The 20,685-nt window shown below is 28.2% G+C and carries 19 protein-coding genes; 1 reads left to right on the plus strand and 18 read right to left on the minus strand.

All coding sequences use genetic code 11. The features are described from left to right. Positions 1-23: 23 nt before the first annotated feature. The 13 genes from gap to K5V21_RS14380 form a co-directional block, all read right to left on the minus strand. Positions 24-1,025, minus strand: coding sequence for a type I glyceraldehyde-3-phosphate dehydrogenase (gap, locus tag K5V21_RS14320; protein WP_204594871.1), 1,002 nt, complete (start codon positions 1,023-1,025; stop codon positions 24-26). A 66-nt stretch (positions 1,026-1,091) separates the two neighbouring features. Further along, positions 1,092-2,126 carry a sugar-binding transcriptional regulator gene (locus K5V21_RS14325; RefSeq protein WP_221861855.1) on the minus strand — a complete coding sequence of 345 codons (1,035 nt, stop codon included), beginning with the start codon at positions 2,124-2,126 and terminating at the stop codon, positions 1,092-1,094. A 176-nt stretch (positions 2,127-2,302) separates the two neighbouring features. Further along, the gene (gene rpoN, locus K5V21_RS14330; protein WP_221861856.1) at positions 2,303-3,682 is read right to left on the minus strand and encodes an RNA polymerase factor sigma-54; all 1,380 of its coding nucleotides are present in this window, start codon (positions 3,680-3,682) and stop codon (positions 2,303-2,305) included. 126 nt (positions 3,683-3,808) lie between these two features. Then, positions 3,809-4,870, minus strand: a complete 1,062-nt coding sequence (locus K5V21_RS14335) for a BMP family lipoprotein (RefSeq protein ID WP_221861857.1) — start codon at positions 4,868-4,870, stop codon at positions 3,809-3,811. A 121-nt stretch (positions 4,871-4,991) separates the two neighbouring features. Beyond that, positions 4,992-5,837, minus strand: coding sequence for a DegV family protein (locus K5V21_RS14340; RefSeq protein ID WP_221861858.1), 846 nt, complete (start codon positions 5,835-5,837; stop codon positions 4,992-4,994). An 18-nt stretch (positions 5,838-5,855) separates the two neighbouring features. After that, complete coding sequence (locus tag K5V21_RS14345; RefSeq protein ID WP_204594866.1) at positions 5,856-6,317, minus strand: tRNA (cytidine(34)-2'-O)-methyltransferase; 462 nt, start codon at positions 6,315-6,317, stop codon at positions 5,856-5,858. A 184-nt stretch (positions 6,318-6,501) separates the two neighbouring features. Beyond that, complete coding sequence (splB, locus tag K5V21_RS14350; protein WP_221861859.1) at positions 6,502-7,515, minus strand: spore photoproduct lyase; 1,014 nt, start codon at positions 7,513-7,515, stop codon at positions 6,502-6,504. 49 nt (positions 7,516-7,564) lie between these two features. Then, positions 7,565-8,404: a Cof-type HAD-IIB family hydrolase gene (locus tag K5V21_RS14355; RefSeq protein ID WP_221861860.1), complete on the minus strand. Its 840-nt coding sequence runs from the start codon at positions 8,402-8,404 to the stop codon at positions 7,565-7,567. Between the two features lie 157 nt (positions 8,405-8,561). After that, positions 8,562-9,980, minus strand: a complete 1,419-nt coding sequence (locus K5V21_RS14360) for a VanW family protein (RefSeq protein WP_221861861.1) — start codon at positions 9,978-9,980, stop codon at positions 8,562-8,564. Between the two features lie 213 nt (positions 9,981-10,193). After that, a complete protein-coding gene (locus K5V21_RS14365; RefSeq protein WP_221861862.1) occupies positions 10,194-11,141 on the minus strand; it encodes a glycoside hydrolase family 25 protein in 948 nt (315 codons plus the stop codon). A gap of 207 nt (positions 11,142-11,348) precedes the next feature. After that, positions 11,349-12,908: a sensor histidine kinase gene (locus K5V21_RS14370; protein ID WP_221861863.1), complete on the minus strand. Its 1,560-nt coding sequence runs from the start codon at positions 12,906-12,908 to the stop codon at positions 11,349-11,351. Beyond that, entirely contained in the window at positions 12,898-13,599 is a 702-nt protein-coding gene (locus tag K5V21_RS14375) for a response regulator transcription factor (protein WP_221861864.1), read from the minus strand. The genes K5V21_RS14370 and K5V21_RS14375 overlap by 11 nt, the downstream gene beginning before the upstream one ends. Before the next feature lie 230 nt (positions 13,600-13,829). Then, positions 13,830-14,741 carry a D-alanine--D-alanine ligase gene (locus K5V21_RS14380; RefSeq protein ID WP_221861865.1) on the minus strand — a complete coding sequence of 304 codons (912 nt, stop codon included), beginning with the start codon at positions 14,739-14,741 and terminating at the stop codon, positions 13,830-13,832. A 254-nt stretch (positions 14,742-14,995) separates the two neighbouring features. Between K5V21_RS14380 and K5V21_RS14385 the strand changes: the two genes are divergently transcribed. Next, positions 14,996-15,871: a DMT family transporter gene (locus K5V21_RS14385; RefSeq protein ID WP_221861866.1), complete on the plus strand. Its 876-nt coding sequence runs from the start codon at positions 14,996-14,998 to the stop codon at positions 15,869-15,871. 363 nt (positions 15,872-16,234) lie between these two features. Here the strand turns inward: K5V21_RS14385 and K5V21_RS14390 are convergent, their stop codons facing one another. The 5 genes from K5V21_RS14390 to K5V21_RS14410 form a co-directional block, all read right to left on the minus strand. Beyond that, positions 16,235-16,903, minus strand: coding sequence for an ABC transporter ATP-binding protein (locus K5V21_RS14390; protein ID WP_221861867.1), 669 nt, complete (start codon positions 16,901-16,903; stop codon positions 16,235-16,237). Position 16,904: 1 nt separating this feature from the next. Beyond that, a complete protein-coding gene (locus K5V21_RS14395; protein ID WP_221861868.1) occupies positions 16,905-18,062 on the minus strand; it encodes a hypothetical protein in 1,158 nt (385 codons plus the stop codon). Between the two features lie 3 nt (positions 18,063-18,065). After that, positions 18,066-19,079, minus strand: coding sequence for an ABC transporter permease (locus tag K5V21_RS14400; protein ID WP_221861869.1), 1,014 nt, complete (start codon positions 19,077-19,079; stop codon positions 18,066-18,068). Positions 19,080-19,147: 68 nt separating this feature from the next. Continuing rightward, positions 19,148-19,963, minus strand: coding sequence for a hypothetical protein (locus K5V21_RS14405; protein ID WP_221861870.1), 816 nt, complete (start codon positions 19,961-19,963; stop codon positions 19,148-19,150). A gap of 74 nt (positions 19,964-20,037) precedes the next feature. Continuing rightward, positions 20,038-20,424 (minus strand): hypothetical protein, encoded by a 387-nt coding sequence (locus tag K5V21_RS14410; protein WP_221861871.1) that lies wholly within the window; start codon positions 20,422-20,424, stop codon positions 20,038-20,040. Positions 20,425-20,685: the final 261 nt, after the last annotated feature.

The raw sequence follows: 20,685 nt of genomic DNA on the forward strand, positions 1-20,685 counted from the left end.
ATATTTACTATCTAATTAATAGATTACTTTAAGTTAGCGAAGTATCCTAAAGTTCTGATTAATTGGTTAGTGTATGACATTTCATTGTCGTACCATGAAGCAACTTTAACTAATTGTTGTCCGTTAACTTCCATGATCTTAGTTTGAGTTGCATCAAATAATGATCCGAAGCTTATTCCGATTACGTCTGATGATACTATTGGATCTTCAGTGTATCCGTATGATTCGTTTGAAGCAGCTTTCATAGCAGCATTTATTTCTTCAACTGTAGTGTTCTTGTCAAGTACACAAACTAACTCAGTTAATGAACCAGTTATTACTGGAACTCTTTGAGCGTTTCCGTCTAACTTACCAGCTAATTCTGGGATAACTAATCCGATTGCTTTAGCAGCACCAGTTGAGTTAGGGATGATTGAAGCAGCAGCAGCTCTTGCTCTTCTTAAATCTCCTTTTCCGTGTGGAGCGTCTAATGTATTTTGGTCATTTGTGTAAGCGTGGATTGTAGTCATGAATCCTTCTTTTAATCCAAATTGATCATTTAATACTTTAGCCATTGGAGCTAAACAGTTTGTAGTACATGAAGCACCTGATATAACTGTATCGCTAGCTTTTAATATTTCATTGTTTATGTTGTAAACAACTGTTGGAAGGTCGTTTCCAGCTGGAGCTGATATAACAACTTTCTTAGCACCTGCTTCGATATGAGCTGAAGCCTTTTCCTTTGAAGCGAAGAATCCAGTACATTCTAAAACGATGTCTACGTTTAATTCTCCCCATGGTAAGTTCTTAGGTTCTCTTTCTGCAGTTACTTTAATTTCTTTTCCGTTAACTACGAAAGCTCCTTCTTTAACTTCGATTTCTCCATCGAATCTTCCTTGTGCTGAATCGTATTTGAATAAGTGAGCTAATGTTTTAGCATCTGTTAAATCGTTGATTGCAACCACATTAAATTCAGGGTTGTTGATCATTAATCTTAATGCTAATCTTCCTATTCTTCCAAAACCGTTAATTGCTACATTTACCATATTGTAAATACCTCCTAAAAATAGCTTTTATAAAAATTTTTTTTATAAACAAATTAATTTAATTATCTACTTGGCTTCATTTAATCTTCTTAAGATTTCACGCCCAGTAGCTTCATCGGTGACTAATACACCATTTTTATTATTTCTTTGAGTCACAATAATTGACTCTACTTTATTTTTTCCACCAGCAACAACAATATGCGTGTTAATTTTTCTGGCTTCATCAATATTTATTCCAATAGCGGTTGTATTTGATACCACTTTTGAATCTTTATCAAAATAACATCCAAATGCTTCTCCTACAGCTTTAAGCTCTGCTAATTTAGAAATACTTTCATCTGAAAGGCCTCTTTTATGAGCCATCTCAAAAGCATTACCTACTCCGTATACAAAAATATCTGCATTATGTATACTTTCAACAACTTCTTTTATTGATTTTTCTTCTTTTAAAGAATTTAAAATTTCTAAACTAACACTTTCAGGAACATGAAGCATTTTGTAAGTTCCGTTAACCTTTTTTGCAAGTGAGGCTACTAATGTGTTTCCTTGTACTTCTACATTTCTTCCCATTCCACCTCTTGCTGGAACTACCAATACATTAGATATATTTCTAATGATTTCAAAGGATTCAACAACTTCTTTAACAGAACTTCCTCCCGTTAAGGCAATTACTGAATTGCTTTTAATTATTTTTTTTAAATAATTTGAAGCAGCTTTACCTATATCCTTAAGGATTGACGAATTGCTATCTACATCACCTGGAACTATTAAAACATCTTTTAGAGAAAGTTTTTCTTTAATATCTTGTTCAATATCAGATAATCCTCTAACTTCATGAATAAATCCACTTAGCTTATCAACTATCTCTTCTCCACTTTTAGTTACATTCATACCAGGGGTATTAACTTCTATTAATCCTTGCCCTTTTAAAAAGCTTACTTCTGTTCTAACAACTCTTTCGCTTAAAGAAAGCTCATTTGCTAAAACTCTTCTTCCTATGGGCTGATTTAAAAATATAGTCCTTAGTATATTGTACCTTTTCTCGAGTACCTCTACAAGTTCAGGAACTATCTTCTTTTGCAATCTTAATATTTCCTGCAACTTCAACACTCCTTTTGGTCACAAAGCGTCCCACACTTATTATTTTCGTCCCACAAGAACATTATAAGTTATCTTGACTAATTTTTAAAGTATAAATTTAATTTTTTTTGATTTTTATACCTATTTTTTGTTTAGAAACTACTCTCAAACCTTATATTTACAGTAATCCATTGCAATTATAATCTTTTTCTTTTACTTGAAGATTTGATACCAAGTTCCTCTCTGTATTTTGCCACAGTTCTCCTTGATATATTCATTCCATCTTCTTTTAACCTATCACATATAAATTGATCAGAAAGTGGTTTTTTCTTATCTTCTGAATCAATCATCTCTTTTATGGTATTTTTTATTTTTATCACTCCAAGATCTTCATTTCTTGAAGATACAGCTACCCTAAATAAATCTTTTATTTTTACAGTTCCTCTATCAGTTGATATATATTTATCTTTAATCGCTCTACTTACTGTTGACTCATGAACTTCTAACTCTTCTGCAATTTCTTTTAAGGTCATAGGTTTTAGGTAATTGTGTCCCTTTTTAAAATATTCCTTTTGTCTTTCAATTATTTTTTCTAAAACCCTATATAAAGTACTTCTTCTTTGCTCAATACTTTTAATTAAAAATAACGCTTTATTAAGCTTCTCCTTAACGTATTCTGATGCCTTTGCATTATCATCATTATTGATAACTTGCTTATACGTTTTATTTATGGATAATCTTGGTATAACACTATCATTCATTATTATTATGAATTCCCCATCAATTTCTCTAATCGCTGCATCTGGTATTATAAATTTAACTTCTTCACCAGTATAAAAACCTCTTGATGGTTTTGGTTCTAGTTTTTTTATAACGTCTCCATATCTCTGTGCCTCTCTTGGTGATATATTTAATTTTTTGCCTAGTACTACATATCTATTCTCTGCTATATCCTCTAAATGATTTTTTACTATTTCGACCATAATATCATCATCTAAAGCTAATTTATCTAATTGTATAAGTAAACATTCTATTATATTTCTTGCCCCTATACCATAAGGTTCTAAATCTTGTACTATTTTCAAAACCTCTTCACCTTTATCTAAAGAAATTTTAAGTTCCTCACAAATATCCTTCAAGTCACATTCTAAATAACCTCTATGATCTAAATTCTCTACTATGTAATCTCCAATTTCTTTGGTATATTCATCTATTGATAACTCCATTAATTGCTCATGTAAATATTCCTTTAACGACTTCATTTCTGATATAAAATTAAAAGGAGATACCTCCTCCTCATCATATGATCCATAACTTTGCGCTCCATAGTTATCAAATTCAAAATATTTTACCATTTCTTTGTAATCATACTTATCCATTACCTTATCCTCGCTAATAGAGGATTTTTCCTGATTATTATCTTTCATATCAAGTATTGGATTTTCTTCATATTCTTTATCTATGTACTCACGCAAATCATTTACTGACATTTGAAGCATTTTTATAGACATTTGCATCTCTTGAGTCATAACTAACTTCTGTTCTTGAGTTAGATTAATAGAATACTCCATTTTCATAATATCACCCATCTCCACTTATCTGTTTATTTATACACATATTCTTTTTACAGTTAATTATATCATAGAAATTTTTAGTAATAAATAAGCGTGTAATGGTTTTACCCCACCATCCCAAGTATTATATCATGCTTTAAACTCTATGACTTCAAATATCATTTTTGGCACTTTTATTTCTTCTGTCTTTATTTTTTCTTTATATTTTTTTAAATCCTCCATAGTCTTTCCTGATACAGCCTCACTAGTTGATGGAGCATAATCTATCATTTCTTCTTTAATTCCTAGTTCTTGAATATTTTGAATTCCACTTTTAAACTCTCCATTTTTTACATTTTCGCATAGATTAAATATTGCTTTATCCACACTTTTAATCATAGAAGATATTATTTGATCACTATACTCAGGCACAGTAACTCTTTGATCAGTATCTACTCCAATAACTTTTTTACCTCGTTCTTTTGCTGCTTTAAACACTCCAAAACCCGCTTTACCACATGCTTGGAATATAATATCACACCCTTCATCATAAAGTTCTATTGCATTCTCATAAGCTTTATTTTCATCTGCAAAACTTTGAATAAATCTTACATTACTTCCATCTATAATTCCCATAGCCGCTTTTTCATTAACTGTCTTAAGACCAGCTGCATATCCACTATAGAATTGTAGCCCTATTTCATTATTCATACCTCCGATAAAGCCTACTTTATTTGATTTTGTTTCATCTCCAGCTACCACTCCCATTAAAAAGGATCCTTCTTGATGTCTAAATAAAACTGATTTCACATTTGGCTCTTCAACGTCTTCATCTACAATAGTAAAACTTTTATCTCTTCTTTCTCTTGAAACTTTTTCTACAGCAGCCTTCATTTCAACTCCCATAGCAACTGTCATATAACTATCTTCTGCAAGCTTTCTAAGTCCTTCATCAATCTTTTCTTTATCATCTTTAGTTTCAACATATCCTGGAATAATTTGAACTTCTTCCTTTGATTTTTCTATTCCTTTTTTTGCAAGTTCTCCAAAAGATGCATCCTTAAAATTTTGAGCTATAAGTCCTATGTGTATCTTTCTTGATATAGACTTTTCAAATTTTGCAACACACCCACCAGTAAGCATTAATATGTATAAACAGACTAATAAAACCAATAAAATAGAAATTTCCTTATTTCTTTTTAGCTTATTCATATAAGTTCACCTCAATAAAATTTATCAATTTTATTTTTTCCAATTACTTTTTTTTAATACAAAATAAAAGAAGTATCAGATTTTGATACTTCTTTTATATATTGTAATCTCTTATATAATATTATAATTTCTTCTCACCTATAAAGAATACACCAAGAGCTTTATCACCTGAATGTATTCCTACAGAACAACCAACTGGTCCTTCTATATAATCAATATCGTGTTCTTCTAGATATTCTTTCAATCCACTACATACCTCATCATGATTTACGTTTGCTATAACTACTGGTAAATCTCTTCTTGGAACTAATTCTTCCATATCATTTATAATTCTTTTAACAGCCTTTTTGCTACCTCTTACCTTACCTTTTAAGGCAATAACCCCATCTTTAACTTCAAGTACTAACTTAATTCCAAGCATTCCTGTTACAACACTTACTGCCTTTGGAAGTCTTCCACCTTTAACTAAGTTATCTAATGAATCAAAACTTAAAGAACTACTTAAATAAGGCTTAATTTCCTCTAACTCTTTAGCTATCTCTTCAATTTTTAGGCCTTGATCTCTAAGTTTAACTGCTTTTATTACAAGTAGACCAAGTCCTGATGTTATTGTCTGAGAATCAACAACTTGTACATCTTCTGTCTCTAGCATTTGTTTTGCAAGACATGCTGATTGATATGTTCCACTCATTCCTGATGACATTAGAACTGCTAAAACTTTATAACCTTGATTTATATATTTTTCATACACTTCTACAAATCTATTTGGAGTAATTTGAGCTGTTGTTGGGAAAACATCACCTTCATCTATTCTTTTGAATACTTCCTCTAAAGTTATTTCTATTCCATCTAAGTAACTTTCTTCACCAAAATTTATAAGAACTGGCAATACTTCCACATCTAATTCTCTTAAAAGCTCCTTCGGTAAATCAACGGTGCTATCTGTTATAATCTTAATTTTTTCCATTCCTCATTCCCCTTTGCTTTATTTCATATTAGGAAATCCAAACTGTCTTAATGCTTCATAAGCAATTATTGCAACTGTATTTGAAAGATTTAAACTTCTCGTGCTAGTCTTAATCATTGGAACTCTTATTCCTTCATGAGCATTGTGTACATCTTCTGGAACTCCGCATGTCTCTCTTCCAAACATAATGAAATCACCTTCTTTAAATTCAATTTCATCATAATGTTCTCCACCATGGGTTGTTGCTAAATATATTTTATTATCTCCATACTTTTTCATGAAATCTTCATAGCTTTCATGAACTTCTAATTCTAACTCATCCCAGTAATCAAGACCTGCTCTTTTTACTTGCTTTGAGCTTATATCAAAACCTAGTGGTTTTATTAAGTGAAGCTTAGCTCCTGTTAATACACAAGTTCTTGCTATATTACCTGTATTTTGTGGTATCTCTGGTTGATACATAACTATATTTAAATTCAAAAAAATCACCTTCCATTATCGAATACGAGAAAAAAGAAGATGAATTCACATTCATCTTACGCTTTTATAGCCCTATCCTATTTTAGACTATAATAAAAATAATACTACATCACTTCTTTTTAGTCAAAGAATTTCTATATACTTAATTTGTTATTTTTACATTTTAAAACAAATAAACTTATCATCAAATAATATACTTTATTATACAATTTTTAATATATTTACTTGCTTTATCCTTAAAAAATATTTTCATCCTTTCTAATTCCTCTTTATCATAAACATACTTTGTATATCCAAATTGACCGTACTTAAGCGTTCTATTTTCTTTATCCATCGGAAGTTTTGATTCAGGATATACACTTAAGATTTGATTCTTAGCTCGTTCTGTATATCTATGAGAAATTACTTCTATTTCAATCTTTTTGTCTATATCTCTAAACTCTTCACCTATTTTTTTGATAAGATTTTCATACTCCTCCATCCAATTTTCATATATGAATACTGGAGCTATAATAAATCCTATTTTATATCCATCATTATATAACTTTTTAGCAGCTTCAATTCTTTTTATAAATGGATCTGTTCCTCTTTCAAATTCTCTTATTATCCTATCCGTATTCAGACTAAATCTTATAGTTGTTCTACCATTATGCTTTGCACCTATCAACGAATCAACATTTGAAAATTTTGTTACAAATCTAAAATAACTATATTCATTTGATCCAAAAAATTCTATTGCAGTTTTCATTGCTCCTGTATATTCTTCTGTAGGAATTGGATCTGATGTAGCTGCACCTTCAAAAGTTGTAGTTTTAGGTTTTCTTTCGTTAATATAATTTAGTGCCTTCTCTAATATTTCATCCACATTTACATAAATTTTTGTATAGGGTCTTTTACCTAATTGGGTGTTTAAATAACAGTATTCACACATACCACTACACCCACTGATGAGAGGTAATTGATAATTAGCTGATGGCTTACAACTTTGAAACTCTGTTATTTTTCTAACTCCTACAACCAAAGAACTTTTACCTGAAATAAAGCTTTGTATAGGACTTTCTGCCTTCTTACCAATAAACCTTCCACCTTTATTTACTATAACTTCTGTATCTTCCTCATTAAAATAAGAAAACAATCTTTTTCCTAATGGATATTCTAATGATTTTTCATCAAAAATAACTTTAGCTGGTTTAAACATAAAATCACCTCTAAAGTAGTATTTTCTTAAATTTAAAGTATTTATACGTCTATCTTGTATTTAATATAAATTTTTCAAGAGCTTTTCTCACACCATCATTTACATTTGTATCTGTTATATAATTTGCCTTCTCCTTAAGCTTATCAATTGCATTTCCCATGGCTATTCCAAGACCTGCATACTCAATCATTGATATATCATTCTCATTATCACCTATACATATTATTTCTTCACGTTTAATTCCATAATGATCTGCTAAAATCTTTACTCCATTTCCTTTTGATACCCCATGTGCATTTATCTCTATACTTCTATTCCCAGAGCTGTAATATACAATATCATCTATATTATCAAGTTCCTTTCTAAACATCTCTGTTCTTTCTGGAAAAATAGAAAACATTATACATTTTGTGATTTCACCTTTATATTTATTTAATTCTTCACTCCACTTTTCTTCTCCCTTTATAGTTTCCACACCTATTGAAAAGTCTTTGTTCTTTATTCCAGGAATCACTATCCTAGTTATTAAATTACTAATATAGCTATTAGTTATAATTTTATCTATTGTATGTAAATGTAAAACCACTCCACATTTATCTGCTATTTTAAGTAACTTCTTACACGTATTTTCATTAATTTTACTTTTAAAAATAATGTCACTACTTCTCTTTTCCCTAACAACCGCCCCATTACCTGCTATAACAGCTGCTGATGCCCCTACAAGTTCTGAATAGTATGCCGCATTATTATAAAGTCTTCCAGTTGTTATTACCACTTGAACGCCTTTGTTTGCAACTTCTTTTATTACTTTTTTGCTTTCTTCTGAAATAGACTTTCTCTTTCCAAGCAAAGTTCCATCCATATCTATACATACCATTTTATAACTCATATTTTCATCTCCATCATCTACTATATACTACAAAAAGCAAGTTATAATATTATAACTTGCTTTGTTATATAATTTCTCTTATATATTATTCTAAGAGAAATATTCAAATTTTTCCACATATTTTTAATTAATTAAACTATATTTAACTTTTTTAACCTTATTTTGTTCCAACTCTAACTTTCTTAGGCACCATAGCATAATTATCTGTTGAAACTAATTCTTTATTTATAACTTTACCATTTTCATAAGTAACTTGATATCCCTTAGAAACATATCCAGTTTGTCCAGATGATTCTACAATCCTCGTACCCTTTGGCAAGCTTGGATCTTTTATAATTTCTTCTGTTGGACTTATAGTCTTTATAACTTCATTTGTCATGTCATAAGTCTTTCCACCTAAACCTTTAACGTCTCCATAAACTTTAAATGTAACATTTTTATTATGAGTAATCCCTTGAATATAAATTGGGAAATCATATGGATTTTTAAATTTATAATCTAAATATCCCCATGCTACAGTTGCATCAAGACTTGGTTTTGAATATCCAACTGTTAATGAGTGATTATGTCTTTCTGTTGATCTGACATTTGCTCTCATTACAGCTCTATAAAGCGTTGATGATACTTGGCATATTCCACCACCAATATCTTTTTCTACTTTGTTATTTATATAAACGTTTCCTTCTTTGTATCTACTTTTATCAGTTTGACTAATATCACTATAACTAAATACATCACCTGGCATTAAAAGTGTTCCATCTACAAACTCAGTTGATACATCAATATTTGTTGCTCTATTTGCATCTGATGATTGGAATGAAGTAGTAAATTCGCCCATAACACCATTTATCTTAGATAATTCAGCTTCTGTTACCTTAGGCTTATTTTCTTTATCTATTACTTCTACTTTTGTTGCTTCATCAACATTACCATTTATTTTAGCTTTAAGCTCTTTGTTAAGGTCTTCTTTATTTATTCCATACCCTACTTTCCCTGGTGCTATTGAAATATTTCCTGAATTACTTATATTAATTTTAGCATTTTGTGGTGCTATGCTAAGTTTCTTTATTACTTTATCTTCTAATTCAACTAATTTCTTATCACTATAACTGAAACTAAGTTGAATATCATGGCTTGTACCACCTTTATTTTTTATTAATGAATTCTTTTTAAAAATACTTAAATCCTTTCCATAATCAAATGCTTCACTCACAGTTTTCTCAATATCATATTTAGAATCTATTTCTGAATATTTAGCTTCATACTTTTTATCCTTATCCTTAACATCTATAATAATTTCTTTATTATTTATTTTATTAGCAAACTCCTTTTGAAGTACCTCAGTAGCTTCTTCTTTGCTCTTTCCACCAATATCTATACCTTGAACTATAACTTTTGGATAAATTTTATTATTCCATTCATTTATTGTACTATTTATTGATGCAATATATGCACCTGTACCTATACCAATCATAGCAACCACTGCAACAGTTGCTATTAATATATGCTTTCTTTTATTTGGGTCACTCCCATCTTTCTTGTGGCCCGTCTCACGCCTCTCCATTCGACTCCTCACCCTTCGTCCTCCCTTTTGTAATAATTTCTAAATTTATATATAAATTGGTTATAAAATAATTATATATTATAATTACTAAAAATATAATATATTTATATAATATTATATAAATACATTAATATAGAGTCTTTTAAGTTTTCTTAAAAGGCTCTATATTTTTATTATAATTTATAACAAATTGGTATTTTAACTTTAAAAACTTCTTTGAATTATCTATACTTTAAGTTTATAGTGACTTCTAACTTGTGATGTTTCTCCATCGTAATCAAAAGCTTCTATAGATATATTTAATACTCTATTGAATGGCTTATAAATTGTACTTAAAGGAATTCTAAAACTAGTATCATCTTTATCAACTGTTCCTACCCAATAATTATCTACGAATATATTGTATCCTAATAAATCTATATCACTATTCTTATTCCATCTTACATAAATATATTTATTATCATGTGTAACCGTTAATCCTCTTACTTGCCTTGGCTGCATTAGAAGATCTAAATTATCAGGGCCCCAGTTTGCATCTACTGGGTTACCAACACCATTTACAGTTTCATTTTCGCTATACTGCCATATTCTCCATCTCTTCCAACCTCCTATATTTGGCGGAACCGGTGGATTGCTTGGAACATTTCTATACATTGCTATCCATAATGGCATGTTGCTTAAAGGATAAGTTCCATTACTCTTTCTAAAATTATCATAAAGCTCTATAAAGAATAAACCAGTATATAACATAAGCCTTCTTCTAGTCTTTTTTTCAAATCTATCTCTAAATCTGTCTACCCAATTTAAAAGAGCATCTGTATCCATTTTAGGTTCTATTGGTGCTTCCACATCTAGTACTGGGAATAAATCGCCATAATTTTTATTTCCAAAACCCCTTTGAAGTATGGCAATAAAATCGTCACATTGAGAATCAGCTGTTAAAATATTATATGATGGTAGTGCATAGTGATATGCCCCAACTGGTATACCATAACTTCTGCTTTCTCTTGCAAATTCTAGAAATCTTTTATCCTCTCTAAATCTTCCTGAACCAGAACCTGATGATCTTAAGTACAAAAAATCAACTGTAGTTGCTAATGTTCTAAAATTAACTCCCATGCTATATTCATTTAAATCTACACCAAAAGTGCTTCTAGCATTCCTATCTTGCATAACTCCTCCAAAGAAAATACTTATTCTTTATTAAAGTATTATTTTTCAAGATATAATGTTCCTTAAATAGCAAAAAAGATAAATAATACTAAGAAGCTATAAATAATAGATTCTTAGTATTATAGTAATAAACATATTTTAAGTTTTATAGTTAGTATAATATTAAGCATTTGTAATTCTTTTCTTTATTTTTAAGCAATATATTTTTTATATTTTTAATCTTATATAAAAACTTATATCATTTCCATAGCATTCCCCCCAAATTTTACCACCATGCATTTCTACTATATTCTTAGATATAGCAAGGCCAAGACCCGAACCACCTAAGTCTGTACTTCTTGATTCATCTAATCTATAGAATCTATCAAATAGCTTATCAAGTTTTGCTTGCGGAATATTTTCACCTCTATTTTTTACAGCTATTGTTGCATATCCATCCTTTGAATATACTCCAATGATAACTGCGCCAGGCTTATATGAATACTTGACTGCATTAGTTAATAAGTTCTCAACTACTCTAACCATCTTTCCTGGATCAATGCTTACAATAATCCTTTGATCAGTTAATGTTTTAACCTGCTCTATATTCGAACTTTCAAAATAAGGCTTCATCTCTTCCGATACTTGTGATACAAAGTCTACAAGATTCACCTCGGCTTTATCAAGTTTCATTCCATTATTATTAAGCTTTGTGTATTCAAATAAATCTTCTATTAAAATTTTAAGTTTTTCTGATTTATTATAGGCAATATTTAAATATTCATCTCTTGTTTCTTCATCTCCATATTTTTTATCTTTAACAAGACCAATATATCCCATTATAGATGTTAAAGGTGTTCTTAAATCATGTGAGACATTAGTAATTAAATCCGCCTTCGTTTGCTCTGAATTTTGTTGTGCTTTTATTCTTGTATCTATATCTTTTGCCATATTATTTACGTTCATTGCAATATTAGCTATTTCATCATTTCCACTTTCAGGTATCTCATAACTTAAATCTCCATCTGCAATATATTTAATTCCCCTTGCAATCTCATCTAAGTATTTTGTCTTTTTATTACTTGCAATTAAAAACAATACAACAAATATAATTATTGAAAGAATTAATGCAAGATACGAATTATTAACTTCATACTGAACATACTCTATATTCGCATTAGGTATTCCACTATAAATTAAATAGTACTTTCCATTTTCAATATCAATCGGATATAGCACTGTATACTCACTTGCATCATGTTCATTTTTATAACTTCTTGATACATTTTTTAATATATTAAATATATCAAGTTTTTCTTCAGATGCACTGGAATTTCTATATATTACTTTTCCATCTATATCTGTTATATACACTTTATCAGAATTTCTTGAAGTATTATTTAAAATATCTTTGAAAAACTTACTATCTGTAATCTTTAATTTATTATACTGTTTTCCATTACTATCTTCATTTTCTTTTTTATATTCAATTTCATTCATTATATTTTCAGCATTTGATTCAATATTACTATAGTTATATCGTATCTCCGCATTAGTCTTAACATCTCTAAACATATCATTTAAGATTCCATAAGATAATAATGCTACTAAAAAACATACTCCAAATAGAATCATAAGTTCAAATCTAATACTCTTTTTAATTTTCTTATCTATATATGCTACTAATTCTTTAGCCTTTTTTGTTATTCTGAGAGTAGATATTTTATTGACTATTCTGACTCTAAACTTTTCTTTAGGTGTTTCCGATTTATTTTTTTTATTTTTCAATTTTATATCCTACCCCCCAAACAGTTTTTATAAACCTTGGACTTCTTGGATTCTCCTCTATCTTTTCTCTTATTTTTCTAATGTGAACCATAACAGTATTATCTGATTCCATATATTCTTGATTCCATACACTCTCATATATATTTACCATTGAGAATACTTTTCCTGTATTCTTTGCAAGTAAAACTAATATATCAAATTCAGTTGGAGTGAATCTAATACTCTTATCCCCTAGAAATACTTCATGTGTATCTAATTTAATTACTAAATCATCTATTACTATTGTTAGATCACTTTCTTCTTTGCTTTGATAACTATTAAACTTTTTGTATCTTCTAAGCTGTGATTTTACTCTCGCTATAAGTTCTAATGTATTAAATGGCTTACTTAAATAATCATCAGCTCCCATATTAAGTCCTAATATCTTATCTATATCCTCTGATTTTGCTGAAAGCATTATTATTGGTAATTCGCTTTCCTCTCTTATCTTTAGGCAAGTTTCTATCCCATTTAATTTTGGCATCATTACATCCAATATAACTAAATCAACTTCATTTCCTCTTAATAAATATAAAGCTTCTTCTCCATCTGCAGCTTTTAAAGTTTCATATCCTTCACCTTTTAAATATATTTCAACTAAATCTCTTATTTCCTTTTCATCATCTACAATTAAAATCTTTTCTTTACTCAATTTAATACCCCTTCCTTATATTTGTGGATACTATCTTTATCATAAGTAAATTATAAATTTTACTTCTTAAATAATTATCTCACAAATTCTTAATATATTCTTAAGATACATATTTTACAAATCATATCTTAAATTCTCTTTTAGTATACTTATGTAATATGGTACATGCAATACTACTTATTAAAAACAAAAATAAGCTAAACCTTTTAGGCATAGCTTATTTAATATAATTATCTCTTTTCTTTTAATGATTCTTCTATTATTTTATCTAATAACTCACTGTATGTCATATTCTTTCCAGCAGCGCTCTTTGGGAATAAACTATTTTTAGTCATTCCTGGAAGAGTATTTACTTCTAATATATATGGTACTTTATCCTCTGTAACTATCATATCAACTCTAGCATATACAGAACACTTCAAGGCTCTATATGTTGCAAGTGCCATTTCTTCTACTTCTTTATGAAGATCTCTTTCAAGTTCAATTACAAATTCATCTGATCCACCATCGTTATATTTTGCTGCATAATCAAAGAATTCTGCATTTGGCTTAATAGCTACTATAGGATACATTTCATTCCCTAAGATTGGGCAAGTTATCTCTTCTCCTTTAATAAACTTCTCAATCATTACTTCGTTATCCCATTTAAATCCTTCTTCTACTGCATTTAGAACCTCAGATCTATCTTTAATAATAAATGTTGCAACGCTTGATCCACCATGAGTCGGTTTAATAACCACTGGATATCCTAATTTTTCAATATCGTCAAAGTTAAGCTCTGAAACATCTCTTAAGTTTATCCATGGTGCTGTTCTTATTCCGGATGCTTTTAAAAGATTCTTTGACATATCCTTATCCATACATGCTGCACTACTTAATGGCCCACAACCTGAATATGGTATCTCTAAAGATTGTAATACTGATTGAACAGTTCCATCTTCTCCAAATTGTCCATGAAGTGCTAGTAATGCAAAATCTATTTTTTCATCTCTTACCTTATTTACTATATCATCTTTTTTATCTATTACAATTTTAACTACATCATACTTTTTAGTATCTATATTCTCTAAAATTGATTCCCCACTTTTTAAAGATATCTCTCTTTCCGATGAGATACCCCCCATTATTACTCCAATTTTCATACTGTACCTCCAAAATATACTATCATACTTAAAGTTCTCTATTTATAAATACATTATTTTAATAACTATATTATTTTAACCTATATTACTATTATAATAAAGACTCTATCAAAATGAAGAACCACTAATAATCATTTTTTTACTTCTAGTGGTTCTCTTAATTTAAAATGTATAACTTTTATTCTTACTTTGCATTTACATAGATAATGTTATAATGTAATCATATAAAAATATATAAGGAGACATTTTAAGACATGAAAGAAAAAAATAAAGCAATTATATTAATGATAGTTTCAGCTATTGCCTTTGCAGTAATGAGTACTTTTGTTAAACTTTCAGGTGACTTACCATCAATAGAAAAGAGCTTATTTAGAAATGTAGTAAGTTGTATAGTCGCATTTTATTTAGTCAAAAAAAGTGGCGATTCTTTATTTGGTAAAAAGGAAAATAGAAAGTATTTAATAGGTAGAGCCTTACTTGGTACTATAGGAGTTATAGCTAATTTTTATGCAATTGAACATCTAATCCTAGCTGATGCTAATATGCTAAATCAGCTTTCACCATTCTTTACAATTATATTCTCTAGTCTATTCTTAAGAGAAAAAATTACAAAGAATCAAATTATAATATTGCTTATAGCATTTGCAGGAAGTTTATTTATAATAAGACCGACATTTAGTTTAGAAATAATCCCTGCCTTAATTGGTCTTTCATCTGCAATATTTGCGGGTGGTGCTTATACATTTGTTAGATTTTTAGGAGGACGTGAAAAAGGACCTACTATAGTATTCTTCTTCTCATTCTTCTCAATAGTTTCAACTTTACCATTTGTATTAGTAGATTTTAAGCCATTTACTATGATTCAGTTATTCTACTTATTAATGGCAGGTGTTGCAGCATCAATTGCACAATTTGCGCTTACAGCTGCATATAAACATGCACCAGCTAGAGAAATATCAATATACTCATATACGCAAATAGTATTTACTGCGCTAATTGGTTTTACAATTTTCGATCAATTACCAACAGCGTTTAGCTTTATTGGTTATGCTATCGTAATAATAGCCTCTATCGGAATGTTTATGTACAACAATAAGATGGGTAATAATCTTCAAAAAAGTTCTAGTTAAGATTAAATAATAAAAATCTATCAGCTATATATAAAATGTACCCTATAGAATAGTCAATATAAAAAAGTCTATTCCGTAGGGTACTTTTATGTATAATTAAATAAATAATATTAGGAGAAATTAAAATGAGTAAGAAGTTATTTACAGAAGCAGAAATATCAATACTATTCTTTTACTAGTTTCATATTGAATATCAATTATTTTATACTTGTTTGAATTATCATTCTTTCGCAAAAATTTATTTACACTCTCCATCAGTGAATATTGATCTTACTCTGAAAATACTCTAATCTCTTTCAGCTCCTATTCCCCTATCCATATCATATTTTAACATTATTATGTTATTATACTATCCAACTAATATTATCTAAGCTCTAGAATCTCATCTGCATAATTTTCAATAGAAATATCGTGCGTTACCATAATTATAGTTTTACCTTCATTGTTTAGTTCTTTTAATAAATCCATTATCTCAATTGTTATCTTACCGTCTAATGCTCCTGTAGGCTCATCAGCTAGTATAATATCCACATCTGAAACTAAACATCTAGCTATTGCCACCCTTTGTCTTTGACCTCCTGAGAGTTCTTTTGGCGATTTATTCATATGATCCTTAAGACCTAATCTTTCTAATATCTTTATACTCTTTTCTTTTATATCTTTTGTTTTAATTTTTTCTCTAAGATATTTATTTTTGCATTTTAATCTTATCTTTACATTTTCTAATACAGATAAATCCTCTAATAATAAGTACTCTTGATGAATATATCCAATATCTAAAGCTCTTATTTTAGCCTTTCCGTTTGCATTTTCAGATGTTACATCTTTATTATTTATATAGTAGGTTCCTGTATATTCTTCATCTAATCCATTTAAGATATTTAAAATTGTTGTTTTACCTGATCCAGAAGCTCCTCTTATCATATAGAATTTTCCTTTTTCAAACAAATAACTAAAGTTATCTAAAACTATAACTTCATTTTTACCAGTACTATATTTTTTAGTTATTCCATCTAATTTTACACATTCCAACTTATTCACCTCTTACCACTATATTTTTTCTATTCCTATAAAACCAAATATACATGGCAATACATAATATAATATAGAATATTATAAGTAAAGCTATTATTCCTCCCCATACTTTAACAGAAACATCAAGCCATTCAATTTTAGTAATTAAATATGAAATCTTTTGAGCCACTACTGAAATAACTAACGATAAAAATACTAATATTCCCTCTTCTAATATAGTGTTTAGAATTATTGTTTTGTATGAATATCCTATAGTTAACAATATCATAAACTCCGTTTTTCTTTTTTTCATATTTATATAATTTACTATTATCATTGATATAATAATTAGACTTCCTATTATAATTGTATAAGAAGATATCATTAATATATTGAATGTATTTTTACTTGTGTAATTTTCATAGATAATATTACGCACAGGTCTTAATTGAATACTTGAAATATTATTATCAATCTTTAATATTTCTTTTTTAAAATCCTCTATATTCTTTTCATTAACTACTACCATCATACCTTTTAATATGTCAAAAGTATTTTTTCTTAGAACTTCTTTAGACACAGTTTCTTTCCTTATTAGTAAAAAATTATCTGTATATTTCTTTTCATCAAAGATATCTTTTAATAAAATATCATTCTCTGATAAAACCCCTTTAACATTTATTTTATTATCATAATTTAACTTATAATTGTTATTTACCTTATATATTCCACTTAATTTATTTGAAACTAAGGTATCCCCTTCATTTTTTAGATTATTATTTGGAACTGCTGTTTTGTTATTTATATAAGCTATATCTATAACCTGTCCATTTTTAGTAACCTCATCTAATACAGGCATTTCTAAAAATCTATATTTTTCTGAATCTAATTTAAATATCATTTCCTTAAGTTCTATTAATTTATCTAGCTTATTTTCATCATTTGTCATCATTGCCTTTGCTGCAACACTTTCTTCTATCCCCTTTTGATTATCATAATAATTCAAATTTATAGAATAAGTATTATTTATATCACAAATACTTTTTATATAGCTTGGATATCTATACAATATATTAACAGAGTTAAGTAAAAAAACACCTGCTAGAATTATTATTGTAAGAAAAACTATTATTACCTTATCCTTTTTTATTCTATTCTTTATAAAAACTATACCCATACGCTAAATATCCTTTATTTGACCTTTATTTATTTTAATCATCATGGTAGAAGATAATATTATAGAAGCTAATACATTTATAACTAGAGTATATCCTATTCCTCTAATATTTAAATCAAAGCTATTAAAATACTCGTATTGATTTAAAAGAAAATGTATTTTCCCCTCTAACAATAAAAATAACATCATTCCTATAATTGTACCTATCATAACTATAATTAAGTTTTCTAAAAAAATTAAAAAACCAATATCTCTTTTTCCATAACCAATTACTAAAAGTGATTTATAATCTTTTTTCTTTAAATTATAATTAAATATCCCTATCTGAAATGAAGTAAATAATATTATTGTGAATATTATTCCATTAAATAAAATAATCTGTTCCTTTGTTATAGTTAGCTCTGACTTATTTTCATCCCAATCACTAGATTCGAAATATATCTTAGGATCTGCTTTTTTTAATTCTTTCTCTAATTCACTTACTAAAGCTATAGGTTTTTCATTTTTATCATATACAGAAAAACTTACCTTACCATTATCATCACAAAAATCATAGAAATTATCCACTGTGAAAATTGAAATATAATTATTATATACATCCAATTCCTTTGAAATTTCGTTTCCCAAAATACCACAAACCTTATATTCTTTTCCAAGTACTTCTACTGATTTTCCTAAAACATTACTTGTTCCAAATAATTCAATAGCATTTTTATATCCTAATACTATTTTTTCTTCAGCCTTACTCGGATTTAAAAAACTTCCCTTTGTAATAAAATAATCATAATCAAGTCCATTTTTATAACTAACTAAAACTACTGAATCACTTCCGTTCATCCTAACACTAGTTTTCTTTGCAAACTCTTTAATTATTTTTTCAATCTTTTCTATTTCAGTTACATTATTTATTACGACATTAACTCTATTTTTATAGTTACCCATTGATAATCTTTCAGAAATCTTAAGACTATTTTCTTGTATTCCTGCAATAAAACATACACTAAATGTTCCTATCATAAATAAAATAATTATTCCAATATACATACTGAAATTTTTTTTTATTTTTTCTAGTATACATATTAACATTATTCCACTATTACCTTTGTTTTAAATACAATACTGCCGGTAGGCTGTATTTCATCAATAGGATTTACTTCTCTAAAAATATATAAATCATATGTTCCTTCTTTTTCAGGTAACTTAAATCTAAATTCATCCTCAAAAATATCTTTATTATCTTTAAATACCTTATAATTTTTATCATCAATATTAATTAAAGTGTCATCTAAGAAAACCTTATATCCATAATTATCCCCTTCAAATCTTTCTTTTGGGAGTTCCACCTTAAATGAATAATTTACCTCTTCACCTTTTTTCCCTATTATTTCTTCATTAGCTCCTTCTTTCGCTTCTTTTAATTCATCATAATTTATATCTTTCATAACATCACCAATCTTAGAATGATTATTATACCCATATATACCAAAGCATGTATCACCTGATTTAAATATAAAACTAACAATTCCATTAGCTAAGCTATCTGTTTTTATTTTAATTTTATTATCTCCTTTTTTTATTTTAGTCGTATATTGATCCTCTAACCCTTTACCATTAAAATCTACTTTTATTCTTTTGCTATTTAATAAAGGCGTTATAGAAAACTCCCTTTCTTTATCGCCATCATATCTAATTCCTAAATTTAAAACCCCATTTTCAAAATCAATCTTTTTTAATTTATATAAGTCTGTCCCACTATCTCCGTCCTTTATAATTCCATATGAAAATCCGCCATCCCAAACTTGATCTAAAGCAATAACAGCTGTAATAGAGTTGTTCCTAAAACATCCTCCTAACAATAAAATACTACAGATTAAAAAAATACCGATAATTAACTTTTTCATTGCAACCCCCTCTATTTTATAAAGTATAAAAAGGCTAAATAGCCTTTTTATACTTTAAAAACTTAATATTTTAATTATGCATAATGCCATCCATCTTTTCCAAATCCACCATAATTTGATGAACCAGTAGAAGAAAATGATATTCTATGCTTATGTGCTTTTTCAATTCCTAAATTAACCCATTTTTTATTCCCAGTTGCTACTTTACTATTACTTTTACCTCCAACACTATCATACATTTGCGCTTTATGATAATTTACTGAAACATTATTAAAAACTCCTGAAGATATATAAGCATATTCTCTTGTACCACTTGCTTCAAGACTTATAGTTGCTGAGCCTACATGCTTTCCTCCATTACTTGAATAATACTGCACTGGAAAATTACTTGTAGCCGCATGCGCAATAGTTGAACCCCCTAATACTGTTATTAATCCAACGATAATCATTGTTTTTTTCATTAAAACACGTCCCCTTTCTTGATCTTTTTTTTACTTTTACTCCTTTATTTTACAATATATTGTGTTTTTATTCCATATTTTTTTATATTTACCATAAAATATATTACTTTAATATTTAAATAACCATTAAATTAACACTTTGTTAATTTAAATTTGTTATAATAAATGAATTAATTTCTATTAGTTCTTCTGATCCCTATTAATCAAATAATACCTTGGAACATAGTTCACTCATAGTTTCGTTTGACTTTAATTATGTGT

Source organism: Clostridium sardiniense (assembly GCF_019753795.1).
In the GTDB taxonomy this organism is placed as follows: Bacteria; Bacillota; Clostridia; order Clostridiales; family Clostridiaceae; genus Clostridium; species Clostridium sardiniense.